24 protein-coding genes are annotated in these 25414 nt (G+C 52.8%); 9 read left to right on the top strand and 15 right to left on the bottom strand.

Translation table 11 applies throughout. From position 1 onward, the window contains the following. Window positions 1-13: 13 nt before the first annotated feature. The 6 genes from ACH0VJ_RS20390 to allA all read right to left on the bottom strand — a co-directional run bounded on the left by ACH0VJ_RS20390 (window position 14) and on the right by allA (window position 6339). Window positions 14-1261, bottom strand: a complete 1248-nt coding sequence (locus ACH0VJ_RS20390; protein ID WP_000005070.1) for an MFS transporter — start codon at window positions 1259-1261, stop codon at window positions 14-16. 65 nt (window positions 1262-1326) lie between these two features. Then, window positions 1327-2205, bottom strand: coding sequence for a 2-hydroxy-3-oxopropionate reductase (gene glxR / locus ACH0VJ_RS20385; protein WP_000765809.1), 879 nt, complete (start codon window positions 2203-2205; stop codon window positions 1327-1329). Window positions 2206-2304: 99 nt separating this feature from the next. Continuing rightward, window positions 2305-3081 (bottom strand): hydroxypyruvate isomerase, encoded by a 777-nt coding sequence (gene hyi / locus ACH0VJ_RS20380; protein WP_000943591.1) that lies wholly within the window; start codon window positions 3079-3081, stop codon window positions 2305-2307. A gap of 12 nt (window positions 3082-3093) precedes the next feature. Then, window positions 3094-4875: a glyoxylate carboligase gene (gene gcl / locus ACH0VJ_RS20375; protein ID WP_001096865.1), complete on the bottom strand. Its 1782-nt coding sequence runs from the start codon at window positions 4873-4875 to the stop codon at window positions 3094-3096. 84 nt (window positions 4876-4959) lie between these two features. After that, window positions 4960-5778 (bottom strand): HTH-type transcriptional repressor AllR, encoded by an 819-nt coding sequence (allR, locus tag ACH0VJ_RS20370; protein WP_000141265.1) that lies wholly within the window; start codon window positions 5776-5778, stop codon window positions 4960-4962. Window positions 5779-5856: 78 nt separating this feature from the next. Then, window positions 5857-6339 (bottom strand): ureidoglycolate lyase, encoded by a 483-nt coding sequence (gene allA, locus ACH0VJ_RS20365; protein WP_000764659.1) that lies wholly within the window; start codon window positions 6337-6339, stop codon window positions 5857-5859. 226 nt (window positions 6340-6565) lie between these two features. On the opposite strand from allA, the gene allS reads away from it, so the two are divergent. Both allS and mnmH read left to right on the top strand, forming a co-directional pair. After that, the gene (allS, locus tag ACH0VJ_RS20360; protein ID WP_000460169.1) at window positions 6566-7492 is read left to right on the top strand and encodes an HTH-type transcriptional activator AllS; all 927 of its coding nucleotides are present in this window, start codon (window positions 6566-6568) and stop codon (window positions 7490-7492) included. A 69-nt stretch (window positions 7493-7561) separates the two neighbouring features. Next, on the top strand, window positions 7562-8656 hold the full coding sequence (mnmH, locus tag ACH0VJ_RS20355) for a tRNA 2-selenouridine(34) synthase MnmH (protein ID WP_001154071.1): 1095 nt from the start codon (window positions 7562-7564) through the stop codon (window positions 8654-8656). Window positions 8657-8694: 38 nt separating this feature from the next. Here the strand turns inward: mnmH and ACH0VJ_RS20350 are convergent, their stop codons facing one another. From ACH0VJ_RS20350 to ybbA, 6 genes are all read right to left on the bottom strand, one after another. Then, window positions 8695-9354, bottom strand: coding sequence for a methionine ABC transporter permease (locus ACH0VJ_RS20350; RefSeq protein ID WP_000342247.1), 660 nt, complete (start codon window positions 9352-9354; stop codon window positions 8695-8697). Beyond that, complete coding sequence (gene sfbB, locus ACH0VJ_RS20345; RefSeq protein WP_000569660.1) at window positions 9347-10363, bottom strand: virulence-associated ABC transporter ATP-binding protein SfbB; 1017 nt, start codon at window positions 10361-10363, stop codon at window positions 9347-9349. The genes ACH0VJ_RS20350 and sfbB overlap by 8 nt, the downstream gene beginning before the upstream one ends. A gap of 36 nt (window positions 10364-10399) precedes the next feature. Then, complete coding sequence (locus ACH0VJ_RS20340) at window positions 10400-11230, bottom strand: MetQ/NlpA family ABC transporter substrate-binding protein (RefSeq protein ID WP_000524314.1); 831 nt, start codon at window positions 11228-11230, stop codon at window positions 10400-10402. Between the two features lie 256 nt (window positions 11231-11486). Next, window positions 11487-12620: a porin gene (locus ACH0VJ_RS20335; protein WP_000152869.1), complete on the bottom strand. Its 1134-nt coding sequence runs from the start codon at window positions 12618-12620 to the stop codon at window positions 11487-11489. Between the two features lie 185 nt (window positions 12621-12805). Continuing rightward, window positions 12806-15220 (bottom strand): putative ABC transporter permease subunit YbbP, encoded by a 2415-nt coding sequence (gene ybbP / locus ACH0VJ_RS20330; protein WP_000561775.1) that lies wholly within the window; start codon window positions 15218-15220, stop codon window positions 12806-12808. Beyond that, the gene (ybbA, locus tag ACH0VJ_RS20325; RefSeq protein WP_001110598.1) at window positions 15217-15903 is read right to left on the bottom strand and encodes a putative ABC transporter ATP-binding protein YbbA; all 687 of its coding nucleotides are present in this window, start codon (window positions 15901-15903) and stop codon (window positions 15217-15219) included. Before ybbA ends, ybbP begins: the two co-directional genes overlap by 4 nt. Between ybbA and tesA the strand changes: the two genes are divergently transcribed. The 3 genes from tesA (at window position 15874) to cnoX (ending at window position 18327) form a co-directional block, all read left to right on the top strand. After that, the gene (gene tesA, locus ACH0VJ_RS20320) at window positions 15874-16488 is read left to right on the top strand and encodes a multifunctional acyl-CoA thioesterase I/protease I/lysophospholipase L1 (RefSeq protein ID WP_001010574.1); all 615 of its coding nucleotides are present in this window, start codon (window positions 15874-15876) and stop codon (window positions 16486-16488) included. The genes ybbA and tesA overlap by 30 nt on opposite strands. Before the next feature lie 154 nt (window positions 16489-16642). Next, the gene (locus ACH0VJ_RS20315; protein WP_001172797.1) at window positions 16643-17413 is read left to right on the top strand and encodes an SDR family oxidoreductase; all 771 of its coding nucleotides are present in this window, start codon (window positions 16643-16645) and stop codon (window positions 17411-17413) included. Between the two features lie 59 nt (window positions 17414-17472). Next, the gene (gene cnoX, locus ACH0VJ_RS20310; protein ID WP_000116060.1) at window positions 17473-18327 is read left to right on the top strand and encodes a chaperedoxin; all 855 of its coding nucleotides are present in this window, start codon (window positions 17473-17475) and stop codon (window positions 18325-18327) included. 85 nt (window positions 18328-18412) lie between these two features. Here the strand turns inward: cnoX and fetB are convergent, their stop codons facing one another. Together fetB and fetA are read right to left on the bottom strand one after the other, a co-directional pair. Further along, window positions 18413-19192: an iron efflux ABC transporter permease subunit FetB gene (gene fetB, locus ACH0VJ_RS20305; RefSeq protein ID WP_001002132.1), complete on the bottom strand. Its 780-nt coding sequence runs from the start codon at window positions 19190-19192 to the stop codon at window positions 18413-18415. After that, window positions 19179-19856, bottom strand: coding sequence for an iron efflux ABC transporter ATP-binding subunit FetA (gene fetA, locus ACH0VJ_RS20300; protein ID WP_000140192.1), 678 nt, complete (start codon window positions 19854-19856; stop codon window positions 19179-19181). Before fetA ends, fetB begins: the two co-directional genes overlap by 14 nt. 146 nt (window positions 19857-20002) lie before the next feature. Between fetA and ACH0VJ_RS20295 the strand changes: the two genes are divergently transcribed. Further along, complete coding sequence (locus tag ACH0VJ_RS20295) at window positions 20003-20920, top strand: SPFH domain-containing protein (protein WP_000906146.1); 918 nt, start codon at window positions 20003-20005, stop codon at window positions 20918-20920. Beyond that, a complete protein-coding gene (locus tag ACH0VJ_RS20290; RefSeq protein WP_000561177.1) occupies window positions 20917-21369 on the top strand; it encodes an NfeD family protein in 453 nt (150 codons plus the stop codon). Before ACH0VJ_RS20295 ends, ACH0VJ_RS20290 begins: the two co-directional genes overlap by 4 nt. On the opposite strand, the gene cueR is transcribed toward ACH0VJ_RS20290, so the two are convergent. Continuing rightward, window positions 21370-21786, bottom strand: coding sequence for a Cu(I)-responsive transcriptional regulator (cueR, locus tag ACH0VJ_RS20285; RefSeq protein ID WP_001026760.1), 417 nt, complete (start codon window positions 21784-21786; stop codon window positions 21370-21372). It lies immediately after the preceding gene. A 109-nt stretch (window positions 21787-21895) separates the two neighbouring features. Here cueR and copA point away from each other — a divergent pair, with 109 nt between their 5' ends. Beyond that, window positions 21896-24397, top strand: a complete 2502-nt coding sequence (gene copA / locus ACH0VJ_RS20280) for a copper-exporting P-type ATPase CopA (RefSeq protein WP_000083909.1) — start codon at window positions 21896-21898, stop codon at window positions 24395-24397. 153 nt (window positions 24398-24550) lie between these two features. Continuing rightward, on the top strand, window positions 24551-25378 hold the full coding sequence (locus ACH0VJ_RS20275) for a lysozyme inhibitor LprI family protein (protein ID WP_000488531.1): 828 nt from the start codon (window positions 24551-24553) through the stop codon (window positions 25376-25378). Window positions 25379-25414 lie beyond the last annotated feature (36 nt).

The following is a 25414-nucleotide window of genomic DNA, read 5'->3' as shown; positions in this document are numbered from 1 at the left end:
GATATAATTATTTTTAAGCTGAAGCAATACGTTGCGTTGCTTTCTTTTTATATAAAGTGACGACAGCAAAGATCAGCGTTCCGGTGACCACTAAACATGCTGAAATCACAAAACTGATCTCCTTCGACCCCGTTACATCCGAAATAAATCCGGTCAACGTTGGGGCGACAACCGCCGAGCTCATGCCAAAGAAATTAAAAAGGCTGAAAGCTCTTCCCAGACTTTTTGCCGAAGCCTGTTCAGATACAAAGGAGATCAGGATCGGGTCTACCGCCATTTTCCCCAGCAAGCCGTATAGCGTCAGACTGACCATCAGCATCGTGGTATTCGGGGACAAAACCGTAAACGCCAACATTGCTGCCGCCACAATTTCCAGACCGAGAATAACCTTAACTTTACTGTTACGGAATTTATCTGACAGATGGCTAAAAAATAACGCCCCCGGTACGCCAACCACCGCTACCAGCGCTGATGCCAGCCCGATAGCTCCGCCATCAAATCCTCTTTCAGTCTGTAGATAAGAGGGCAGCCAGGTCACTATCAAATAATAACCGTAGCAGGTACAGAAATAGAGGAAGTAAACGCTACACAATAAACCAGAGAATAAAGGCGCGCGTTTCTCATCTTCCGTAACGGTTTGGGTTTGCTTTTCCGCTTGCGCAGAGTCGCTTTTGGCTTTACCGCGAATGATCAGCGTAAAAACGCACAGCATGATTACTAATATCGCGGCCACGATATACAGTACATTTTGCCAGGCCATGCTCATGTTTTTTACTAATACGCTGGAACCGATTAAGCCAATCCCCATCCCTATAGCCGACCCGCTGTTGATAATCGCGTTGGCTAATGCCCGACGGGCCTGCGGCACGTTTGCCGAAGAGAGTGAATAAGCCGAGCTAAAGAAAGAAGCGCATCCGCCACCTGCCATTAGCGACCCTATATAGATCATGGTCAGGCCATTGGCTTTCGCGATACAGAGTGTACCAATAATAAAAAGCGTAAATCCGGCCATCAGCATGATTTTTTGACCGAATTTATCGACCAATATTCCGCAAGGAATTTGCATACTGCAGTAAGCAAAAAAGTAAAAACTTGCAATGGCGCCTATTTCTGCATTACTTACATTGTCTAAAGATGCCTGAATTTCTGGATAAATTGGCGTAAGCACGGTGCGATAGATCCAAATCGCTACCCAGCCCAGACTCATTACGACAACAATTTGTTTCCAGTAATCAATTCCGGATTTTTTAGTTTCACTCATGTTCTTCACCTTTACAGAGTGTTCCTTGTGAACAGGTATCGCTGCAGCCGCAGCGATACACATAATTAGGACAATTTATGATTGGCCATTAATTCCAGCGCCTGTACCATTGCCGAATGATCAAGCTGGCTCCCGCCATTTGCCGCACAGGTATTGAATAATTCCTGGCAGGTCGCCGTATTCGGTAAATTCAGCGCCAGCGCTTTTGCGCTTTGCAATGCAAGATTAAGGTCTTTCTGATGAAGCGCGATTTTGAAACCAGGCTCGAACGTCCGGTTGATCATCCGCTCGCCGTGAACTTCCAGAATGCGTGAAGAGGCGAACCCGCCCATTAACGCCTGGCGCACGCGTACCGGATCGGCACCTGCTTTTGAAGCAAACACTAAGGCTTCAGAAACCGCTTCAATATTCAGCGCAACAATAATTTGGTTAGCCACCTTACAGGTTTGCCCATCCCCATTGCCGCCCACCAGGGTGATATTTTTTCCCAGGATGTCAAAGAGCGGTTTAACGCGGTCAAAGACTTTCTGCTCGCCGCCGACCATAATCGACAGAGTGCCTTCACGCGCCCCGATTTCTCCCCCGGAAACCGGGGCATCCAGGTAATCAGCGCCCATTTCATTAACGCGCTGGGCAAAAAGTTTGGTTTCGATAGGAGAAATAGAACTCATATCGACGATGGTTTTTCCCTGAAGCGATGTTTTAGCGCAACCGTGTTCGCCAAATAACACGTCTTCAACCTGCGGCGTATCCGGCACCATTATGAAGATGATGTCTGCAAATTCAGTTACCTGACGTGCAGTCTCAACATTTACCGCCCCCAGCGAGAGCAGTTCGTCCGCGACCGGACCAATAGTCGTAACGTGTAATTGATGACCGGCGCGTGCCAAATTGATAGCCATTGGCGAGCCCATAATTCCCAGGCCAATAAATCCCAGTTTCATATACAACCTCTTTTATTGCTTTCGGTGTTTCCAGATTCAGGCAACACAATCCCCTTCCAACACAGTGGAAAAAAAGCGCTGCCCGAATTATTCTGCGTTTTAACGGTACTGATTAATCCACGATAATCCCGCTTCCGTGGTAGTCAGTGGTTTATATTCACAGCCAACCCAGCCATCATAACCAGACTGTTTAATGACATTAAAAATAAAGTCATAATTAATTTCCCCGGTCCCCGGCTCGCCGCGACGCGGGTTATCAGCAATCTGTAAATGGCCTATTTTATCGGCCCATGCCGTCATGGTTTGCGTTAATTCCCCTTCCATGCGTTGCATGTGATAAATATCATACTGAATTTTGATATTATCGCTGCCGATATCCTTAATTAAGGCTAACGCCTGTTGAGTGCCGGTGAGATGGAATCCCGGCATATCAAAGTGATTAATAGGTTCGATAAGTAATAAAATGTCTTCTTTCGCCAGCATATTTGCCGCATAGCGCAGGTTTTCGACCAACGTGTCGTGGATCTCCGTTGCGGAGAATCCTGACGGCGTTTTACCCACCAGACAATTTATTTTCTTATTGCCTAATGCACGTGCATAGCGGATTGCGGCCGCTACGCCATCGCGAAACTCTTCTTCGCGCCCAGGAATACAGGCAATTCCACGTTCGCCAGCCGCCCAGTCGCCAGCCGGTAAATTATGTAACGTATGTTCCAGATTATTATCCCTGAGCTTACGTTTTAACACTTCGATGTCGTTATCGTAGGGAAACATGAATTCCACGCCGCGAAATCCCGACAACGCCGCTTTATCAAAGCGTTCCAGGAAATCATATTCCGTAAACAGCATAGAAAGATTGGCAGAGAAACGTAACATCGATTACCTCCCTTACTCATATTTCATAAAACAGGTTTCTGTTGGCGCATCTTTCGCACTATCCGCAACCTCTTCAAACTCGGTTACGTTATCCAGTTCGCTGCCCATGGAAATATTGGTTACGCGTTCCAGAATGACTTCCACCACCACCGGAACGCGATATTGCGCCATTAGCGCTTTGGCTTGTTCAAATGCAGGCGCAATATCTTCCGGTTTAAAGACACGAATTGCTTTACAGCCTAACCCTTCCGCCACTTTTACATGGTCAACGCCATAGCCATTCACTTCGCTGGAGTTGATATTTTCAAAGGCGAGCTGTACGCAGTAGTCCATGTCAAATGCGCGTTGCGACTGGCGAATCAGGCCAAGATAAGCGTTGTTAACCAGCACATGGATATACGGAATGTTAAACTGCGCGCCGACGGCTAACTCTTCGATCAGGAACTGGAAGTCGAAATCGCCGGAAATCGCCACCACATTGCGTTGCGGATCGGCAGCACATACCCCTAATGCCGCTGGGATTGTCCAGCCAAGAGGCCCCGCCTGGCCGCAGTTGATCCAGTGTCTGTCTTTAAACACATGCAGCATCTGCGCTGCCGCGATTTGCGACAATCCAATGGTGGTGACATAGCACACATCGCGACCAAAGGCTTTGTTCATCTCTTCATAGACGCGCTGCGGCTTCACTGGCACGTTGTCAAAGTGGGTTTTACGCAGCAAAGTCCGTTTACGCTGCTGGCATTCGTCCACCCAGGTTTTCCGGCATGGCAAACGCCCCGCTTTTTGCATCTCCTGCGCGACATCGATCAGCAACGTTAGCGCCGCTTTGGCGTCCGAAACGATGCCCAGATCCGGACACAACACGCGGCCAATTTGTGTTGGTTCAATATCGATATGGATGATTTTTCGCCCCTGAGTATATTTCTCAACGGACCCCGTATGACGGTTAGCAAAACGGTTACCGATGCCAAAAACCATATCGGATGCCAGCAGAGTGGCGTTGCCGTAGCGGTGTGCCGTTTGCAGGCCGACCATCCCCGCCATTAAGGGGTGATCGTCCGGGATACAGCCCCAGCCCATCAGGGTAGGGATCACCGGTACGTTGGTCAGTTCGGCAAACTGCTGCAGCAGTGGCGCGGCGTCGGCGTTAATAACCCCGCCGCCCGCGACAATTACCGGACGCTCGGACTGAATCAGCATCTCCAGCGCCTTTTCAATCTGTACGCGGCTGGCGGCTGGCTTATATACCGGCAGCGGCTCATACATATCCGGATCGAATTCGATTTCCGCAACCTGGACATCAAACGGTAAATCAACCAGCACAGGACCTGGGCGGCCTGAGCGCATCAGATGAAAAGCCTGCTGTAATACGCGCGGCACCAGCGCCGCCTCACGAACCGTTACTGCCATCTTGCTGACTGGTTTTGCAATCGCTTCAATATCGACTGCCTGGAAATCTTCCTTGTGCAGACGCGCTCGTGGCGCCTGACCAGTAATGCATAAAATCGGGATAGAGTCGGCAGAAGCGGAATAGAGCGCGGTGATCATGTCGGTTCCCGCCGGGCCGGAAGTGCCCAGGCAAACCCCAATATTACCTGCCGCCGCACGTGTGTAGCCCTCAGCCATATGTGAAGCGCCTTCCACATGACGCGCCAGTATATGGCGAATGCCTCCATGCTTACGCATTGCAGAATAGAAGGGGTTGATTGCAGCCCCAGGAACGCCGAATGCTGTGGTGATACCTTCTTTTTCCAGCACATACATTGCCGCATCCACGGCTCTCATTTTTGCCATTTTATTGCTACCTCTTTTTATTGGAAAAAGTTTCCAACTTTTAAAAATTTTAAAAAAGTCCCGCTCCAGCGAGCGGGATGCGGCTCAGGCTACAGGGGGTTTTAGCCCAAGCGCCGTACTGATGTCTTTCGCGGTATCCCGTACCAGTTCACCCTGGCTGATAAAGCGATCTTCCGTCAGCCGGGAAGCCGGTCCCGATATTGAGATAGCGGCGACCACGCTGCCCGCATCGTCATAGATAGCGGAGGCGATACAATTCAGCCCGACAACATGTTCTTCCTGGTCAACGGTGTAGCCCTGTTCACGCGCCTGCTCCAGATTTTTAAGCAGGATAGGTAAATCCACCAGAGTGGTCGGCGTAAACCGCCGCAAACCGGTATTGACGACGATCCCCACCAGCTCTTCTTCGGTGAGCGGGTAAAGCAGCGCTTTTCCGGCGCCGGAAGCATGTAACGGCAGACGACTCCCTAAGGGCGCGCACATTCTGACCATCGATTTGCACTCCTTTTGACCGATTAACACCGCTTCATTACCGTTGCGAATCGCTACGTTGACCGTCTCGCCAGAAAGCAGCATAAGTCGGTGCATAAAGGGTCCGGCCACCGAGAGGACATCGCGATTATGAATATACGCAGAGCCCACATTAAATACGCCTAAACCAATATGCCACCAGCCAAGCTGGCTATCCTGGTACACAAAATCAGCCGCTTGCAGTACCTTTAACAGGCGAAACGTCGTAGAAAGCGGTAAATCCAGGCTGCCGGAAATATCGCTAACTGATGAACTGCCGCCGCTTCTTTCGAGATATTGCAATATCGCTATGCCCCTCTCCAGCGCCTGAGCGCCTTTCTGCGCAGTCGGCTCTGCCTGTCCTGGCCTGCCGCGTCGTCTTACTTCCGTCATATTTACGTTAACTCCGGCCCAAAATATGAGCATAAACAATGAACAATATGTTCATCTTATGCAAGAAGGCCAATAGCGTCACGCAAAACAGAGTTCATGTGTCGGGATACTTTCAACATCACAGTTATCGCTGCCACCGCGATCCACCGTCAGAAAATCGGTAACCGTCTGCCACGCAAACAGCGGGTGATGCCATACATTACGGTGATAATTGACGCCCTGCCGTCCATTGCTAATAAACGCCCGCAGCGTGGAGAGATCGGGTTTATCATCGCCGAGCGCGACAATAACGACAAAAGCCTCGCCGTTCATCGGCACAAACGCCTGCGTACCTAAAGGATGACGTTCCAGTTCATGTACCACAATAGGCATCGCGGCCGGTTGCGCCCTGTTAATACTGATCAGCGTGCGATCCTGCTCCAGAACTTCAACCTTCGCCAGGTCGTGATATCGCTCAACTAACCCGTTGTTTATATGAAAAAAGTCACGTTCCTGCGTCTCAATAACATCGCCATAGGCGCTGAACGTCTTCTGATCTAACGGTAATACCTCAAGTTTCATTATTTTTCCCTTGTAGCTCGATTCCGTTTAACCGCGGTTTGGACTCTGTCCGGTTTCAATACCATGCAATCTAAAACCTTCGGGATTTAACATCAACATAAAAGTTGGAATATTTTTCCAAAAGTAGATTTAGACCACAAATCAAACATGGCTATTATGTAAAACTACTTAAAAATCATAGGAAAACAATTCTGGTTTTATCAGGATCGTAAGGAGGCGTCTGACGATGTTTGACCCGGAAACACTGCGTACCTTTATCAGCGTTGCCGAAACGGGGAGTTTCTCCAAAGCGGCGGAGCGCCTGTGTAAAACCACGGCAACCATTAGCTACCGCATCAAACTGCTGGAGGAAAATACCGGCGTAGGGCTGTTCTTTCGTACAACGCGAAGCGTCTCGTTGACGGCGGCGGGCTCTCACCTTCTCTCTCAGGCAAAAGACTGGCTTGCGTGGCTGGACAGCATGCCTGACGAGCTACGCCAGGTTAACGACGGCGTAGAGCGTCAGGTCAATATTGTGGTGAATAACCTGCTCTATAGCCCGCAAGCGGTCGCCAGTCTCTTATCGTGGCTTAATGCGCGTTACCCTTTCACCCAGTTTCACTTTTCCCGGCAAATTTATATGGGCGTCTGGGATTCGCTCCTGTATGAAGGTTTTTCGCTGGCGATTGGCGTAACTGGCACCGAGCCGTTGGCTAATACCTTTATGCTCGACCCTTTAGGTTCCGTACAATGGCGTTTTGTGATGTCCGCGGATCATCCTTTAGCTCACGTCAGCGGGCCTCTAACAGAAGCGCAGTTGCGCCGTTTCCCGGCAATTAATATCGAAGACAGCGCGCGTACGCTGACCAAGCGGGTAGCCTGGCGCCTTCCGGGGCAGAAGGAAATTATCGTGCCTGATATGGAAACCAAAATCGCCGCTCATCTGGCAGGCGTCGGTATCGGTTTTGTTCCGCAGCCGCTTTGTCAAACGCTGATCGACAAAAACGAACTGGTGAGCTGTACCATCCCTACGATGCGTCCGCCCTCACCGTTAAGCCTCGCCTGGCATAAATTTGGCGGAGGCAAAGCGGTAGAAGACATTGTGAAATTATTTACCCAACGACAACCCGAAATAGCCGGTTTTTTATCCATTTTCAACACGGTACGCTGTTAAAAATCAAGCCACTTTGCGAATTGGCGCGTAAAATAGCGCAAAGGATGATTTAAGGTTACGTTTTACGTTATGCAAGACAGACAAAAAGCACAGGACTATCGCGCGCTCCTCCTTGCCGATACGCCTTTAATTGATGTACGCGCGCCGATTGAGTTTGAACAGGGCGCCATGCCGGGCGCTATCAACCTGCCATTGATGATGGACGACGAGCGGGCCGCCGTCGGCACCTGCTACAAACGTCAGGGCGCGGATGCGGCGTTAGCGCTGGGGCATCGGCTGGTTTGCGGCGACATTCGCCAGCAGCGGCTTGAGGCCTGGAAAGCCGCGTATCAACGTTTCCCCAACGGGTATCTGTGCTGCGCGCGCGGCGGTCAGCGGTCACATATCGTACAACGTTGGCTGCAAGAAACAGGGATTGACTGCCCGCTTATTGAAGGCGGCTATAAAGCGCTGCGCCAGACAGCAATTCAGGCGACCTGGCAACTGGCGCAAAAACCGATACTTTTAATTGGCGGCTGTACGGGCAGCGGCAAAACGCAACTGGTACGACAACAGCCCAACGGCGTGGATCTGGAAGGTCTCGCGCGTCATCGCGGCTCCTCTTTTGGCCGCACGCTGAAACCCCAGCTCAGCCAGGCCAGTTTTGAAAACAAACTTGCCGTTGAATTGCTGAAAATTAACGCGCGTCAGACGCTAAAAAGGTGGGTACTGGAAGATGAAGGGCGAACGATCGGCGCCAACCATCTGCCTGAGTGTTTACGCGAAAGAATGGCGCAAGCCCCCATTGCGGTAGTGGAAGATCCGTTTGCGCTTCGTCTGGAACGACTGCGTGAAGAGTATTTCATCCGTATGCATCACGACTTCACCCACGCCTACGGCGATGAGGCCGGTTGGCAGGCATATAGTGAATATCTTCATCATGGACTGTTCGCTATTCGCCGCCGTCTGGGGTTACAACGCTTTGCCGAACTGACGGACACGCTGGATAGCGCGCTGGCGGAGCAATTATCCAGCGGCAGCACCGACGGCCATATGGCATGGCTGGTTCCGCTACTTAACGAATATTACGACCCAATGTATCGCTATCAACTGGAGAAAAAAGCCGCGAATATCGTTTTTCGCGGCCCATGGCAAGACGTTGCCAACTGGCTAAAAGCGCAATAGCTTATTTTTATTGCCGGCTGACGCTACATTGAGCCGGCTTAGTGTCTGTCGCGCTTGTCGGCACGTTTTGCCAGCCAGTCGCCCAGCATCTGAACGACCTGAACCAGCACAATCAGCGCCACTACGGTAACAACCATCACTTCGGTTTCGTAACGGTAGTAGCCATAGCGAATCGCCAGGTCGCCTACCCCGCCGCCGCCGACAATCCCGGCCATCGCCGAGTAGCCGATTAAGCTTACCAGCGTAATCGTCAGGCCGCGCAGCAGCCCTGCGCTGGCTTCCGGCAACAGTACGGTACAGATAATACGCATCGGACTAGCGCCGAATGCCAGCGCCGCCTCAATAATCCCTTTATCGACTTCACGGAGCGCGCTATCTACCAGGCGTGCATAAAACGCGATTGCGGCCACCGACAGCGGGACGGAGGCTGCAATCGGGCCAATGGTATTGCCCAGCAAAAGCTGCGTTAGCGGCAGTAACAGCACCAGTAAAATAACAAATGGCACCGAGCGGATAATATTCACCAGAACCGAGGCGACGAGATAAATAAAACGGTTCTGCCAGAACAGATGACGATCGGTGACAAAAATCAGAAAACCGAGCGGTAGACCGCCAAGAATCGCCAGCACCGTTGAAATACTCAACATCTGGAAAGTTTCATTGAACGCCAGCGTTAAATCCGGCAATAAATCATCCACGGATCACCTCCACCTGTGCGGTACGTTGACGGATATGCTCCACGGCGGCGGCCACCGCCGTTGGATTATGCGGCGCGGTTAATTGCACCACCAGAATGCCCAACGCGCGTTCGCCGATATATTCAATCTTGCCATGCAGGATATTGACCGCGACGCCAAACTTGATCGCCACCTCCGACAGTACCGGCTGCTCCGCCGAATCGCCGATAAACAAAATTTTCAGCAACTGCCCGGGCAGGTGTTCCCGTAAACGTTCCGGCAGGGTCAAATTAAGGGTATGAGACACCAGTTGCTGTGTGAAAGCGTGTTGCGGGTGGGCAAACACATCAAACACCTCGCCCGATTCCACAACCTTACCGCCCGACATCACCGCCACGCGATCGCAAATAGATTTGATCACGTTCATTTCATGGGTGATCAGCACAATAGTAATCCCAAGCTGTGCGTTGATCTGTCTGAGCAGGGCCAGAATCGTGGCGGAAGTTTCCAGATCCAGAGCGGAAGTCGGTTCATCACACAGCAAAACATCCGGATGGTTAGCGATGGCGCGCGCTATCCCCACCCGCTGTTTTTGCCCGCCGCTGAGCTGTACCGGGAAACGGTTCGCTTTATCGGCAAGGCCCACCAGCGTTAAAATTTCCGCCACCCGCGGCGCGATTTTGCTGCGTTCCCAGCCAGCCGCTTTCAGGCTAAACGCAACGTTTTGCGCCACTGTCCGGGTATGCATTAAGTTAAAATGCTGGAAAATCATACCAATACGCTGCCGCGCCTGGCGTAACGCTTTTCCGTCCAGCGCAGAAATTTCCACGCCGTTGACGTTGACGCGCCCCTGGCTGGGACGCGTTAAGGCGTTCAGGGTACGCAGCAGAGTGCTTTTTCCTGCGCCGCTGGTACCAACAATGCCAAAAATCTCGCCCGCGGCGATATGCAGGCTCACATCATCCACCGCGCGCGTGGGGGTACCGCGACCGGCGGTAAAATCGACGCAGACTTTTTCTATTTCAATCATATTCACCTCAGAAATTGGGGATGGCTACCGCTGCGATCAGGGTGTCGCGGTCATCCATTCCGGTTTCTGGAAGGCGCTATAAATATTCTTTGGATCGTCGATAACCGCGCGATAAGCCGGCGATTTCACCGCCTCGACAATATCTTTGGCAAACGGCTTATCGGCATCTTCACTGCGTACCGCAATGATATTTTTCAGATTCTCATCCAGGTGTTCCTGCTTAATCGCGCTGGAGAGATCGAGTCCTGCCGCCACCGCAAAGTTCCCGTTAACCAGCGCGCCGGTCACGCCATCCAGCGTGCGCGGTAGCTGTGCGGCTTCCAGCGGTTTGAAAACCAGTCCTTTTGGATTGCTGGCGATATCTCGTTCAGAGGCTTTGGTCGGATCGATATTGTCCTTAATCGTGATAAGCCCCAACGATTGCAGGAAGCGAAGGCCGCGCGCCAGGTTGGTCGGATCGTTGGAGAGGGTAATAATGTCCCCTTTTTTAAGCGCATCCAGCCTGTTGATTTTACGTGAATAGAAGCCCATCCCGGCGGTCGGTACCACAATAAGTTTGCTGAGCTTCAACCCTTTGTCAGCGGTGAATTTGTCAAAATAGAGGGTATGTTGAAAGAGGTTGGCGTCAATGCTGCCGTTAGCTAACGCCATATTGGGCTGGACATAGTCGCTAAACTCGCGCACCACAACCTTATACCCTTTTTCTTTTAATGTCGGCGCAATCGCCTGCTTCACCATGTCGCCATACGGCCCTGGCGCGACGCCAAATACGATCGTTTGCGGGGAACTATCGGCATGGGCAAACTGTAATCCGCAGGCCAGTAATAGCGTGCTGGCCGCAATGCGTAAACTCTGACGCAATCCCATAATTTCTCCATTTTAAATAGTGTGATGCTGTGCCGGATGCCGTTCATGCGGCATCGTCTGTTTTGGCCCAAACGAAAGGCTATTTCTTAACATGACACAGATCACAGCCTGCTGTCCTTGAAATTATTTCATGATGTTTCCTGGTGTGTCGTTAAATGTACGAGGCAGGCGCTCAGGCGTGTGTCAGGCGGGAATGGCGTAAAGGGAAATGCCGGATAAGAGGTCTTAACGCCAACATCCGGCAGAGGAAAACGCTTTAGAAATCGTAACGCAGACGCACCAGGTTCATATCGCCCAGATTGTCAGTGCTGGAGGTGAAAACATGTTCATAATCAACGCGGAAACCATAATCCAGTTGGAAGGTGATCCCCACGCCGTTATCGGTACGCAGATAGTCGCGGCCATTCACATATTCAATGCGGTCGCCCATAAAGTACGGTTGAATAGCTTTCACGGCATACTGACCAATCGGGAAAGCGTAACCGACAAAATATTCCAGACCCCACGCATCGCCGGCAAAGTAATCATTCACAGACACTTTTTTGGTCGTCATAAAGTTCTGATACCAACCGCCGCCTGCGGCGATAGTCCAGTTTTCCGGCGTCCAGCTTAACGCGGTACCGACAATATTTTGATCGTAAGTTTTATTGCCGTTGCCGCGCATCTCCGCACGGGTATAGTTCCATGCCGTCCCCCAGGTCAGATCGTCGGTGAGATGGTAATCCGCGCCTAAAGAACCGCCACCTTTACGTTTGTAATTCAGACCGTTATTGGCATTATAATCGTCGCTGAACAGATAAGACGCGTAGAGATCGACATTGCCAATGCTTTTCTTATACTTCAATGACTTACGCGTACGGTAAGAACCATCGTAGTCGCCGTTAATCCCGTTGCCCGGCGCCTGACCTATCATGTCGTAATCCCAGATATCGGTTTTTACGCCCACCACATCGTAATAAATGCTGTTCTGTTGACCGAAGGTCAGCGTTCCCCACGTCGCGCTCTTGAAGCCGGTATACAGCATACGGCGAGTGGTATCAGTCGCGCCCTTCGCATAATGGTTATCCCAGTCAAATACCGCAGGGATATTGACGCCCAGCTCGTAATAGCTAATCCAACTGATATCATCAAACAGATAATAATCCGCGGCGAAGCGGAAACGCGTCCCGCCATCAAAACCATTACGTTTATAACCGTTCGCGCCGTCATTACCGGTCATATTCTGGAACTGCGGACGAATACTCCCGCCAACGGTGAAATTGAGTCGGCTGAGTGGATTACCCGCCTGGGGATCTTGTTTTAAAACGGTGATTTCCGCCTGAGTGGCGAAAGGCATGAAAGCCACTGCCGCGCCGATCGATGCCGCCAACGCTGTTATTTTAATTGTCATTATATTTTCCTTGATAGATAGCCAATCCAAATCATTTAGCAGGCAAATAATAACTGTTATAAAACCTTACGTGTTGTGTATTTTTTAATGATTTGTGCTACTAAAAATCAAGGAGTTAGCAATTTGTGCGACTAAAAAAGTACGCGCCGTTTTAAAAACCGGCGCGAAATTATTCACATCATGAATCATCCGCTAAACTGTCGGAATAGCGCTTTGCCTTTCAGCAAACGAACGCCAAGCCAGCCGCCGCATACGGAAAGCAGCAGCGCGCCGCAAAACGGCAGTGCGCCCCATAAACGCCAGTCCGGCTCCCAGGGGAAATCAAAAACGTTGATTTGTAAGATCGCCAGCGCCGTTTCCGCGCCAATCGCGGCGACCAGCCCGGCAACTAACCCCAGCATGGCGAATTCGCACCAGAGTGTGGTACGCAACAGTTTCTTTCCGGCTCCTAACGTGCGCCACACCACCAGCTCCTGATGGCGCTGACGCATCCCGACCTGTACCTGGGCCAGTAATAGCAACATGCCGCAGAGGGTGACTAGCACAACCATCACCTCCAGCGCCCGGCTGACCTGCTCCAGCACCTGTCCCACCTGTTTCAGGATCGCCCCGATATCTAACAGGCTGACGGTAGGAAACTCGCGGTTAAGCTGCGTTAACATGCCGTTGCCATTCTCCCAGCGAAAACTGGTCAACCAGCTTTGCGGTTGCCCGTCCAGCGCCCCGGAAGGAAAAATGAAGAAAAAGTTGGGCCGCAGGCTTTCCCAGTCCACTTGACGCAGGCTGGTGACTTTAGCGCTAAATGCCTGGGTATCGCCCATAAAGGTTACGCTATCGCCGAGTTTGACGTTCAGCCGCTTCGCCAGCCCCTCTTCCATGGAGACTTCGCCCGATTTTGGTGGCCAGTGACCGGCGACCAGCGGATTATGCGCCGGGCGCGTATCCTGCCAGGTCAAATTCAGTTCACGGTTGAGCGACTCATCCTGCTGACCTTCCGTCGGATTACCGTTTATCTTCGTTAACCGCGCCCGCACAATCGGATAAAACGTCTGCGGAATCACCTGATGTTCCGCCAAAAAGGCTTTCAGCGGCGCGACCTGTTCTGAAGCAATATTGATAAGGAAATAGTTCGGACTTTCCGGCGGGAGCTGCTGTTGCCAGCGATCAAGGAGGTCGCCGCGCAGCACCAGCAAGAGCGCCAGCAGCATAAACGAAAGCGAAAACGCCGAAAGCTGACTCAACGTTGACCACGGCTGACGCAGAAGTCGGCTGACGGCCAGACGCAGCGGTAGCGACGTCAACGTCATGCCGCGCAGCACGTTAAGCAGCATCCAGCCCACCAGACCGCACAGCAGCGCCAGTATCACGGCGCCCGCCAGAACCGCCCACAACAGCATACTTCCGCCCATCAATCCGGCGAGCAGCGCCACCACGACGGCGCAGGCGACAGGCAAATAAATTTTTAACGGCCAGACGCGAGCGACAACATCGCGGCGCAGCACCCGTAGCGGCTGGGTCGCCAGCAACAATCGATAAGGCCGTAAACCGACCAGCAGAGAGATGACCGTCATCGCGCCCAGCGCCCACAGCCAGGGCCACAGGCTGGCGGGCGGCAAATCGGCGGGCAGTACCGGTTTTAGCAGCACCAGCAATATGTTTTCAAACAGTAACCCAATCGCGCCTCCCGTGACGGCGGAAAGCCCCAGCACCATCAACCACTGTCCGATGATAAGTTTACGCAACTGGGCCCGGCCCGCGCCCAACGTTTTTAAAATCGCCACCAGATCGTAGCGGCTACGGCAGTAATGGCTCATCGCCACCGCGACGGCAGCTACCGCCAGCAGTAGCGTTAATAACGCCGAAAGCAGCAAAAACTGCTGCGAACGTTCGAGCGACTTCCCCAATGCCCCGTCATCCTGCTCCAGTCCGTACCAGCGATGTTCCGGTTTAAGCTGCGGTAACAGCCAGCTTTCATAGCCAGCAAGCTGTTGCGGCGTTCCGCCGAATTTATACCGCCACATCACGCGGCTCCCCGGCTGTATCGCACCGGTTTTTGCCACATCGGCCATATTCATCATCAGACGCGGCGCCATCTGAAAAGGGTTAAACCCGGAATCCGGCTCCTGCACCACTTCACCGGCAATACGCAAGGTCACGTCGCCGACATCAATGGTATCGCCCGTTTTCAAATTAAGCAGCGCCATCAGACGCGGCGCCAGCAGTACGCTACCCGGCTGCGCTTTTACTCCGCCTGGACGGGTTTGCAATTCGCCGTACATCGGATAAACGCTATCTACCGCCTTCACGCTGGCCAGTTGCGGCGTATCGCCGGCAAACGTCATGGTCGCAAAGGTTAACTGCTCGCCCACGTTAAGGCCGCGTTTACGCGCCTCTTCAAGCCAGGCTTTCGGTACCTCTCGCGAACTTTGCAGCGTCCGATCGCCTGCCATAAACTCGCGGCTTTGCTGACTTAACCCTTTTTCCATCCGGTCGCTGATACTGCCGAGCGCCAGTACGCAGGCCACCGCCAGACTCAACGCCAGCCAGACAATAATCAGCGACGGCGAGCGCCATTCGCGCCAGAACCAGCGGGCTATCATGCCTCCTCCTGTAACTGACCGTTGACCAACCGCAGCCGCCGGTCGCAGCGCGCCGCCAGCGCCGGGTCGTGCGTCACCAGAATCAGCGTGGTGCCATGCTCGCGGTTAAGCGAAAATAGCAGGTCGGCGATTTTATCTCCGGTCTGACGGTCAAGGTTGCCCGTCGGCTCATCGGCAAACAGCACATCAGGACGCCCGTTAAACGCGCGCGCCAGCGCTACGCGCTGCTGTTCGCCGCCGGAAAGCTGTGCCGGAAGGTGGTCAAGCCGTTTTCCCAGTCCCAGTTGTTCGAGCAGCGCTTTCGCCCCCGCCTTACTCTGACCGCTGTTTTCACCGCGTAGCAGGGCCGGTAGCTCAACGTTTTCCAGCGCGTTAAGCGTAGGAATAAGCATGAAGGATTGAAAAACAAAACCGACATGCTGAGCGCGAAGCTGCGCCCGCGCCTCTTCGTCCATCTGGTGAAGCGGTTTCCCCACCAGACTGACCTCTCCGCTACTGCCGTCATCCAGTCCGGCGAGAATCGCCAGCAGCGTAGATTTTCCCGATCCTGATTCGCCAATCAGCGCAATGGTTTCACCGCGTTTGACAACCAGTTCAACTCCGGTAAGGATGGAAAGCTCATGCTCACCCTGACCGACGGACTTCCTGAGACGATGAACTTCAACACTGTTTTCCGCTGGCATTTGCCCTTCCTGTTTTTGATCCTGTTAACTTTCCGTGCCGCCGCCGCAGACACCTTATTAATTCTGGGCGATAGCCTCAGCGCCGGTTACCGTATGGCCGCCAGCGCGGCATGGCCGTCGCTCCTTAATGATAAATGGCAAAACAAAACGTCGGTCGTTAATGCCAGTATAAGCGGAGATACCTCGCAGCAGGGACTGGCGCGTTTGCCGGCGCTGTTGCAACAGCATCACCCGCGCTGGGTAGTGGTGGAACTTGGCGGCAACGATGGCCTACGCGGTTTTGCGCCTGCGCAAACCGAACAGACGCTACGTAAAATCATTCAGACGGTGAAAGCCGCCGATGCCCAACCGTTACTGATGCAAATTCATCTGCCCGCTAACTACGGTCGCCGTTATAATGAATCCTTTAGCGCCATTTATCCTAAGCTCGCCAAAGAGTTCGATATTCCTCTGTTACCGTTTTTTATGGAAGAGGTATATCTGAAACCGCAGTGGATGCAGGATGACGGCATTCATCCCAACCGCGACGCCCAGCCGTTTATTGCCGACTGGATGGCGAAGCAGTTGACCCCTTTTCTCTCCTGAATAATTCGAGTTGCATGAAGGCGGCACGTAAGAGAATGTCCAGGAGCATAGATACCTATGTGACTGGAGTAAACGAACGCACAGGCAACTTGAAGTATGACGGATATAGTTAACCACGACTCTTAAATCAACGGAGATCCTGACAGGTAAAGTTATGCAAAAATCGGTCTTAATAACAGGATGTTCCAGCGGAATCGGTCTGGACAGCGCGCTTGAACTTAAACGCCAGGGCTTTCAAATCCTGGCGGGCTGCCGCAAACCTGATGATGTCGCCCGGATGAACAGTATGGGATTTACCGGCGTGTTGATCGATCTCGACTCCCCTGAAAGCGTGGATCGTGCCGCCGATGATGTGATCGCCCTGACCGATAATCGTCTGTATGGGATCTTTAACAATGCCGGCTACGGCGTGTATGGCCCCCTTTCCACCATCAGCCGTGAGCAGATGGAGCAACAGTTTTCCAGTAATTTCTTCGGCGCGCATCAGCTTACTATGCGCTTACTTCCCGCCATGTTGCCGCATGGCGAAGGACGCATTGTGATGACCTCATCGGTGATGGGGCTGATTTCCACCCCAGGGCGCGGCGCTTACGCCGCCAGCAAATATGCGCTCGAAGCCTGGTCTGACGCGCTACGTATGGAGCTACGGCACACAGGCATTAAAGTGAGCCTGATAGAACCGGGGCCGATTCGTACCCGTTTTACGGATAACGTTAACCAGACGCAGCGTGATAAACCGGTAGAAAATCCCGGCATCGCCGCACGTTTCACCCGCGATCCTGACGCGGTAGTAGCGAAAGTACGTCATGCTTTTGCAAGCGATAAACCCAGGCTGCGCTATCCCGTTACGCTGGTCACCTGGGCGGTGATGGCGCTGAAACGCCTATTGCCGGGCCGGATGCTGGATAAAATTTTACAAAGCTGAGTTGAAGCGCGCCAGTCAGCCCCCATGTAAACGTGACACAGACAAAAGAGAGCGACGCCATGTCCGTACAGAACATTGTCAATATTAATGAATCCAACCTGCAGCAGACCTTAGAGCAGTCCATGACCACGCCGGTACTGTTCTATTTCTGGTCTGAACGCAGCCAACACTGTCTGCAATTAACGCCAGTGCTGGAAAGTCTGGCTGCCCAGTACCACGGTCAGTTTATTCTGGCAAAGCTGGACTGCGACGCCGAACAGATGATCGCCGCTCAGTTTGGTCTGCGCGCCATCCCGACAGTCTATCTGTTCCAGAATGGCCAACCGGTCGATGGTTTCCAGGGGCCGCAGCCGGAAGAGGCAATCCGCGCTCTGCTGGATAAAGTACTGCCGCGTGAAGAAGAGCTAAAAGCGCAACAAGCGATGCAGTTAATGCAGGAGGGCAACTACATTGACGCGCTGCCGTTGCTCAAAGACGCCTGGCAGCTCTCTTCGCAGAACAGTGAGATTGGCCTGTTACTGGCGGAAGCGCAAATTGCGCTGAACCGCTCTGAAGAGGCCGAAGCGGTATTAAAAACTATACCGCTACAGGATCAGGATACCCGTTATCAGGGGCTGGTTGCGCAGATCGAACTGCTTAAACAGGCGGCGGATACGCCGGAAATTCAGCAACTTCAGCAGCAAGTCGCGGAGAATCCGCAGGATGCGGCTTTGGCAACGCAACTGGCGTTGCAGTTGCACCAGGTCGGACGTAATGAAGAAGCGCTGGAATTGCTGTTCAGCCATCTGAGAAAAGATCTTGCCGCCGCCGAGGGACAAACGCGCAAAACCTTCCAGGAGATCCTTGCCGCGCTCGGCACCGGCGATGCGCTGGCGTCGAAATACCGCCGCCAGTTGTACGCGCTACTGTATTAATCCTCTCTTGCCTGATGGCGCGCTTATCTGGCCTACCTGTCGTCCTCAGGCCGGATAAGGCGCTTGCGCCATCATCCGGCAACTATCATGATTTCTTGAGCGGCATCACTACCAACTGATGACGCGAATTATAGAACTTCCGGTAGGTTAAATAGCAGGCAATGATGGTAGACAGGCTGGCTGTCGACAACAGCATAAACGTTACCATAATTTGATATTTAATCGCTTTTACCGGATCGATCCCGGCAAAAATCAGCCCGGACATCATCCCCGGCAGGCTCACCAGCCCAACGGTCTTAGCCGAGTCGATCGTCGGGATAAGCGATGCGCGGATGCTATCGCGGATAAGCCCGGTGGAGGCCATTTTCGGTGTTGCGCCCAAACTTAACTTTTCCTGGATTTGCTGCTGCTCGCTATGAAAACGTAGCCCCAGTTGGTTGTAGCACAGCCCTACCGCTACCATCGCATTACCGGCGACCATGCCAGCGATGGGAATCACCTGCATCGGCGCAAATTCAATCGAACCGGTAAGCACCAGTACCGTCAGCGTTAGTCCGGCGCCGACGGTGATGGCGATAAACGAGGAGAGAAATGCCTTATCGATATATTTACTGCGCTTTTGCGCGTTCCAGGCGGCGTTAAAACAGATGAACAGCACCATCAGCAGCGTCAGGGCGGCATGATTAACGCCAAAGATGTATTTCAGTACATAGCCGACAATAATGAGCTGTATCACCGCCCGGCATACGCTCCACAGAATATCTTTTTCCAGCGCCAGCTTTTCCTTGTGACTGATGAGCATCGCGACCACCACCAGCAGCATCGATAACGCCAGCGAGGTATTGGTAATATTATGCTCGTTCATAACGCGCCTCCTGCATCTCTCCGGCAGATGGCGTTAACGTTATCACCTTATCCGCGTGTTGAATTTCATCTTTATCATGCGTTACCCACAAGACAGCGACCTGCTTATCGCGAACATAGCGATGAATAATATCATTTACATTCCGTTTGTTATGTTCATCCAGCGCACTGGTTATTTCGTCGAGTAACAGTATTTTCGGCAGAAACTGTAGATTACGAATTAGAGCAATACGCTGTTTTTCCCCGCCGGAAAGCGCGGCAATCGGTTTTTGCAGAATCGTCTCCGGCAGTTCAAAACGCGCCAGATCGTCTGCGAAGGCTGTCGGCTGCGGGCGCTGATGGCGAATTTGCCAGGGAAAAATCAGGTTATCGTAAACCGTATCGCCAAATAGCGCTGGCGTCTGAGCGCAATAAGAAACCTGCTGGCGATAGGCTTCCGGACTCAGAGTAGTAATATCCTGCCCCTCAAAAAGAATCACGCCGATATCAGGGCTTATTAACGAGGCCACCATTTTCAACAACGTACTTTTTCCGCAGCCAGAAGGACCGGTAATTAACTTAAATTCGCCGCGTTGCAGCGTAAAACTGATGTTATTCACTATTTTTGTCGTCGCAGTCCGGTAACCGACCTGCTTTAACTCAAGCAACATGCTACGTTCTGTCATTTATTGCGCATCCGTTGTTCATATTTTTATAGCGATAGTGTATCCCTGTAATTAATAAGGGGGGAACATGCTTTACTGAATCAGGTATAATTCGCTTAATTCGTCAGCAAAATCGGTTTATGGACAACGCAACAGGAGGTTTAGCTATGCTCATTCTTATCCCTATTCTCATTTTCGTCGCGCTGGTGATCGTCGGCGCGGGCGTCAAAATCGTTCCGCAGGGATACCAGTGGACGGTGGAGCGCTTTGGACGTTACACCAAAACCCTGCAGCCGGGATTAAGCCTTGTTGTACCGTTTATGGACAGAATTGGCCGCAAGATCAATATGATGGAGCAAGTGCTGGATATTCCGTCGCAGGAGGTGATCTCAAAAGATAACGCCAACGTCACTATCGATGCGGTCTGTTTTATTCAGGTTATCGATGCGCCGCGCGCCGCCTATGAAGTCAGTAACCTGGAACTGGCGATCATTAACCTGACCATGACCAATATCCGTACGGTGCTCGGTTCGATGGAGCTGGATGAAATGCTCTCCCAGCGCGACAGCATCAACACGCGGCTGCTACATATTGTCGATGAAGCCACCAATCCGTGGGGAATTAAAGTTACCCGTATCGAAATTCGCGATGTCCGCCCGCCCGCGGAATTGATCTCCTCTATGAACGCCCAGATGAAAGCGGAACGTACCAAACGCGCCTATATCCTTGAGGCCGAAGGGGTACGTCAGGCGGAAATCCTGAAAGCCGAGGGGGAAAAACAGTCGCAGATTCTGAAAGCCGAAGGCGAACGTCAGTCCGCTTTCCTGCAGGCGGAAGCGCGCGAACGTTCCGCCGAAGCGGAAGCCCGCGCTACGCAGATGGTATCTGAAGCCATCGCCGCCGGGGATATTCAGGCGATAAACTACTTCGTGGCGCAGAAATACACCGAAGCGTTACAGCAAATCGGCTCGGCGAATAACAGCAAAGTGGTCATGATGCCGCTGGATGCCAGCAGTCTGATGGGCGCTATCGCCGGGATCAGCGAGCTGGTTAAGGACAGCGCCAGCGAACGGAAAAAAGCATGATAGCGATGATTCTGGTACATCCACATATCTTCTGGCTTAGCCTCGGCGGCCTGTTGTTGGCTGCGGAAATGCTCGGCGGTAACGGCTATTTGCTGTGGAGCGGCGTGGCGGCAGTGATTACCGGCTTAACCGTCTGGCTCTTACCGCTCGGCTGGGAATGGCAGGGCGTGCTGTTTGCGGCCTTAACGTTGCTGGCGGCCTGGCTTTGGTGGCGCTGGCTGGCGCGTCGCGTGCGGGAACAGAAGCCGACCGACAGCCGCCTTAACCAACGCGGACAACAACTGGTAGGCCGCCGGTTTATGCTTGATGCCGCGTTAGTGAACGGACGGGGTCATATGCGTGTCGGCGACAGCTCGTGGCCGGTATGCGCTGACGAAGACCTGCGCGCAGGTACGCATGTCGAAGTGATCGCCGTGGAAGGCATCACCTTACGCATTCGTGCCGTTTAATCAACGTGGCTTTTGCGCCTTGTGATGACAGCAGCCGGAAAGATTATCAATAATCGGGCAGTCGGCGCTGTCATCGCCGGGACAACTCTCCGCCAGCGCCAGCAGTTGATCGCGCATTGATTGCAGCTCGCTGATATGGCGCTCGATCTCCGCGACCTTTTCCAGCGTCCGCTTTTTCACATCTGCGCTATGGCGTCGCGGATCGTTAAACAGATTGACCAGTTCGCCACACTCTTCCAGATTAAACCCCACCTGCCTCGCCTGTCGCAGCAACGTCAGCTCGTTTAAATGCTTCTGCGTGTAGGTGCGATAACCATTTTCGCTACGTAATGGCGGCGTCACCAGCCCTTTCTCTTCATAAAACCGAATGGCTTTGCTGGTTAAACCGGTTTTTTTCGCCACATCGCTAATATTCATATTTCCCCCTTGACCTTAACCTTGCTGGAAGGTTTAACCTTTATCACAGTGAGTCACTACGATTACTAAGGTCAATGAATTGATGACCAATCATAAAGGAGTTTTTACTATGTCTCAAACTATCGACCTGACCCTGGACGGTTTGTCCTGCGGTCATTGCGTTAAACGCGTGAAAGAAAGTCTTGAACAACGTCCGGATGTTGAGCTGGCGGACGTCACCGTAACCGAAGCGCACGTTACCGGTACCGCCAGTGCGGACGCGTTAATTGAAACCATCAAACAAGCCGGGTATGGCGCGACGTTAAGCCACCCAAAGGCTAAACCGCTGACAGAGTCATCAATCCCGTCGGAAGCACTGGCAGCGGTTCCTCATGAGCTTCCGGTAGCGACGGCCGATGAAGAAAGCCAACAGTTGCTGTTAAGCGGCATGAGCTGCGCCAGTTGTGTCACCCGCGTACAACATGCGCTACAAAGCGTACCGGGCGTCACGCAGGCACGGGTAAACCTGGCGGAACGCACTGCGCTGGTGATGGGCAGCGCGTCCGCTGCTGATTTAGTGCAGGCGGTGGAAAAAGCCGGCTACGGCGCAGAGGCGATTGAAGATGACATCAAACGCCGCGAGCGCCAGCAGGAAACCGCCATCGCCACCATGAAACGTTTTCGCTGGCAGGCCATCGTTGCCCTGGCGGTCGGTATACCGGTCATGGTCTGGGGGATGATCGGCGATAACATGATGGTGACCGGCGACAACCGCAGCCTGTGGCTGGCTATTGGCCTGATCACGCTTGCGGTGATGGTCTTTGCGGGCGGTCACTTTTACCGTAACGCGTGGAAAAGCCTGCTGAACGGCACGGCGACGATGGATACGCTGGTGGCGCTCGGCACCGGGGTCGCCTGGCTCTACTCCATGAGCGTCAACCTGTGGCCGCAGTGGTTCCCGATGGAAGCACGGCACCTCTATTACGAAGCCAGCGCGATGATTATCGGTCTGATTAATCTCGGACACATGCTGGAAGCGCGCGCCCGTCAGCGTTCCTCAAAAGCGCTGGAAAAATTACTCGATCTCACCCCGCCCACCGCACGCGTCGTGACAGAAGACGGCGAAAAAAGCGTCCCGCTGGCGGACGTTCAGCCAGGGATGCTGCTGCGGCTCACTACCGGCGATCGCGTGCCGGTGGATGGCGAAATTACCCAGGGCGAAGCGTGGCTTGATGAAGCCATGCTGACCGGCGAACCTATTCCGCAGCAAAAAGGCGAAGGCGACAGCGTTCATGCCGGCACCGTCGTCCAGGACGGCAGCGTCCTGTTCCGCGCCAGCGCGGTGGGCAGCCATACCACGCTGTCACGCATTATTCGCATGGTACGCCAGGCGCAAAGCAGTAAACCGGAAATTGGCCAACTGGCCGATAAAATCTCCGCGGTATTCGTTCCCGTCGTCGTGGCCATTGCGCTGTTCAGCGCCGCTATCTGGTATTTCTTCGGGCCGGCGCCGCAAATTGTTTATACGCTGGTCATCGCCACCACCGTACTGATTATCGCCTGCCCTTGCGCATTAGGCCTGGCGACGCCAATGTCGATTATTTCCGGCGTAGGCCGCGCTGCCGAATTCGGCGTGCTGGTACGCGACGCCGATGCCCTGCAACGCGCCAGTACGTTGGATACCCTCGTTTTTGATAAAACCGGGACGCTGACGGAAGGCAAGCCGCAAGTGGTGGCGATAAAAACCTTTAACGGCGTTGAGGAAGCTCAGGCATTACGTCTGGCTGCCGCGCTCGAACAAGGCTCCAGCCACCCGCTGGCCCATGCGATTCTGGAAAAAGCCGGCGATGATAAACTGCCGCAGGTGAACGGTTTCAGAACGCTGCGCGGACTGGGCGTCAGCGGTGAAGCGGAAGGTCATCAACTGCTTCTGGGGAACCAGGCGTTGCTGAACGAACAGCACGTCGCCACGGATGATATGACGGCGGAAATCACCGCGCAGGCCTCGCAAGGCTCGACTCCGGTCCTGCTGGCGATTGACGGTAAAGCGGCGGCGTTACTGGCGGTACGCGATCCATTGCGCAGCGATAGTATTGCCGCGCTTGAACGCCTGCACAACGCCGGATACCGTCTGGTAATGCTCACCGGGGATAACCCAACGACGGCTAACGCGATTGCCAAAGAAGCGGGCATTGATGAAGTGATTGCGGGCGTTCTGCCGGATGGCAAAGCCGATGCGATTAAACGTCTGCAAAGCCAGGGTCGTCAGGTTGCGATGGTCGGCGATGGTATCAACGATGCGCCCGCGCTGGCGCAGGCGGACGTCGGTATCGCGATGGGCGGCGGCAGCGATGTGGCGATTGAAACCGCGGCGATTACGCTGATGCGCCATAGTCTGATGGGCGTGGCGGATGCGCTGGCCATTTCGCGCGCAACGTTGCGCAATATGAAGCAAAACCTGCTTGGCGCATTTATCTACAACAGCATTGGTATCCCGGTGGCCGCCGGTATTCTGTGGCCGTTTACCGGTACCTTGTTAAACCCGGTAGTAGCGGGCGCGGCAATGGCGCTGTCTTCCATTACCGTCGTAAGCAATGCCAACCGGCTATTGCGCTTTAAACCGAAAGCGTAAAAACGCTATATCAGGCAGCATCAGCTGCCTGATATATTATTAAGTCATCAGTAATTTACCGTATCAATATATAAAAATTTAACCGCACATCCTATAGAAAAATAAAAATCAACATTTTATAATATTTTTTTGAATCATAAGGATGTGTTATTTATGTTTAGAAAAGCAGTTCCGCTTCTTTTCCTGCTTTCTCCCGCCGTCAGTTATGCAGGGTTATTTGATTCCACTCCAGAGTTAAAGTGTGGCAACGATAATGCAGTCACGGCGGCAAAAGAATGGATTTACAATGAAGCATTAGGTCGTTTACAGCAAGACTATATTAAAGAGCCCTCCACGCTTTTCTTCGATATCCCCCAGACTCAATACGAGCAGCAACTCCGGGCTATTCCTGTTCAATTCAGTGATGTAATCACGCAGAACCCTCAACCAGAAAATGCCAACCTACGAACTTGCTCGGCTACCGTCGCCATGAGTATTCCTCAGCCATTATTTAAATTAATGAAAGACTTACCAAATACTCTATTCTATATTTCACAAGGGGATGGACAGGTAATAAACAATACGGTGACCTGGAAACAGGTTAACTACAATATTCAGCTAGCAGACAACAACAAAGATATTGTTGTCACCCCTGTGCAAAAAACCGATAAATTGGCGCGGTCTATTTATGTAATGGCAAGAATGACGGTATCTGGTGATAGCATTATAAAGAAAAAAAATAACTCACTGATTGAAATCGCAGCAAAGAAATTTGAGAGTAGAGATCGCGAGCTTAATCAGGTCTGGAAATCGCTACCCGCCTCTGCCCGAACGGCATTAAAACAAGAGCAGCGAGTCTGGGTGACCAAAAAAGAGCAGCAGTGCGGCAAACTTAGCGATGCAAAATCCGAGGCCATACCCGCTGAAAAGCGCATCAGTATTTATAAATGCCAGCTTGAAATGACCATCGCCAGAACGGCCTATCTCGACGGCAGCGAATAACCCGACCGATCGTTGACGTCCCGTCAGGGCGCATTG

The organism is Salmonella sp. 2020_1459 (assembly GCF_043847915.1).
In the GTDB taxonomy this organism is placed as follows: Bacteria; Pseudomonadota; Gammaproteobacteria; order Enterobacterales; family Enterobacteriaceae; genus Salmonella; species Salmonella enterica.
This window is presented reverse-complemented; position numbering and strand designations above follow the sequence as displayed.

What these genes read in the sequence shown, in the direction of transcription:
- ACH0VJ_RS20390 (WP_000005070.1), bottom strand. Translation starts at nt 1,261, where the DNA reads ATGAGTGAAACTAAAAAATCCGGAATTGATTACTGGAAACAAATTGTT.
- glxR (WP_000765809.1), bottom strand. Translation starts at nt 2,205, where the DNA reads ATGAAACTGGGATTTATTGGCCTGGGAATTATGGGCTCGCCAATGGCT.
- hyi (WP_000943591.1), bottom strand. Translation starts at nt 3,081, where the DNA reads ATGTTACGTTTCTCTGCCAATCTTTCTATGCTGTTTACGGAATATGAT.
- gcl (WP_001096865.1), bottom strand. Translation starts at nt 4,875, where the DNA reads ATGGCAAAAATGAGAGCCGTGGATGCGGCAATGTATGTGCTGGAAAAA.
- allR (WP_000141265.1), bottom strand. Translation starts at nt 5,778, where the DNA reads ATGACGGAAGTAAGACGACGCGGCAGGCCAGGACAGGCAGAGCCGACT.
- allA (WP_000764659.1), bottom strand. Translation starts at nt 6,339, where the DNA reads ATGAAACTTGAGGTATTACCGTTAGATCAGAAGACGTTCAGCGCCTAT.
- allS (WP_000460169.1), top strand. Translation starts at nt 6,566, where the DNA reads ATGTTTGACCCGGAAACACTGCGTACCTTTATCAGCGTTGCCGAAACG.
- mnmH (WP_001154071.1), top strand. Translation starts at nt 7,562, where the DNA reads ATGCAAGACAGACAAAAAGCACAGGACTATCGCGCGCTCCTCCTTGCC.
- sfbB (WP_000569660.1), bottom strand. Translation starts at nt 10,363, where the DNA reads ATGATTGAAATAGAAAAAGTCTGCGTCGATTTTACCGCCGGTCGCGGT.
- ACH0VJ_RS20340 (WP_000524314.1), bottom strand. Translation starts at nt 11,230, where the DNA reads ATGGGATTGCGTCAGAGTTTACGCATTGCGGCCAGCACGCTATTACTG.
- ACH0VJ_RS20335 (WP_000152869.1), bottom strand. Translation starts at nt 12,620, where the DNA reads ATGACAATTAAAATAACAGCGTTGGCGGCATCGATCGGCGCGGCAGTG.
- ybbP (WP_000561775.1), bottom strand. Translation starts at nt 15,220, where the DNA reads ATGATAGCCCGCTGGTTCTGGCGCGAATGGCGCTCGCCGTCGCTGATT.
- tesA (WP_001010574.1), top strand. Translation starts at nt 15,874, where the DNA reads ATGAACTTCAACACTGTTTTCCGCTGGCATTTGCCCTTCCTGTTTTTG.
- ybbA (WP_001110598.1), bottom strand. Translation starts at nt 15,903, where the DNA reads ATGCCAGCGGAAAACAGTGTTGAAGTTCATCGTCTCAGGAAGTCCGTC.
- ACH0VJ_RS20315 (WP_001172797.1), top strand. Translation starts at nt 16,643, where the DNA reads ATGCAAAAATCGGTCTTAATAACAGGATGTTCCAGCGGAATCGGTCTG.
- cnoX (WP_000116060.1), top strand. Translation starts at nt 17,473, where the DNA reads ATGTCCGTACAGAACATTGTCAATATTAATGAATCCAACCTGCAGCAG.
- fetB (WP_001002132.1), bottom strand. Translation starts at nt 19,192, where the DNA reads ATGAACGAGCATAATATTACCAATACCTCGCTGGCGTTATCGATGCTG.
- fetA (WP_000140192.1), bottom strand. Translation starts at nt 19,856, where the DNA reads ATGACAGAACGTAGCATGTTGCTTGAGTTAAAGCAGGTCGGTTACCGG.
- ACH0VJ_RS20295 (WP_000906146.1), top strand. Translation starts at nt 20,003, where the DNA reads ATGCTCATTCTTATCCCTATTCTCATTTTCGTCGCGCTGGTGATCGTC.
- ACH0VJ_RS20290 (WP_000561177.1), top strand. Translation starts at nt 20,917, where the DNA reads ATGATAGCGATGATTCTGGTACATCCACATATCTTCTGGCTTAGCCTC.
- cueR (WP_001026760.1), bottom strand. Translation starts at nt 21,786, where the DNA reads ATGAATATTAGCGATGTGGCGAAAAAAACCGGTTTAACCAGCAAAGCC.
- copA (WP_000083909.1), top strand. Translation starts at nt 21,896, where the DNA reads ATGTCTCAAACTATCGACCTGACCCTGGACGGTTTGTCCTGCGGTCAT.
- ACH0VJ_RS20275 (WP_000488531.1), top strand. Translation starts at nt 24,551, where the DNA reads ATGTTTAGAAAAGCAGTTCCGCTTCTTTTCCTGCTTTCTCCCGCCGTC.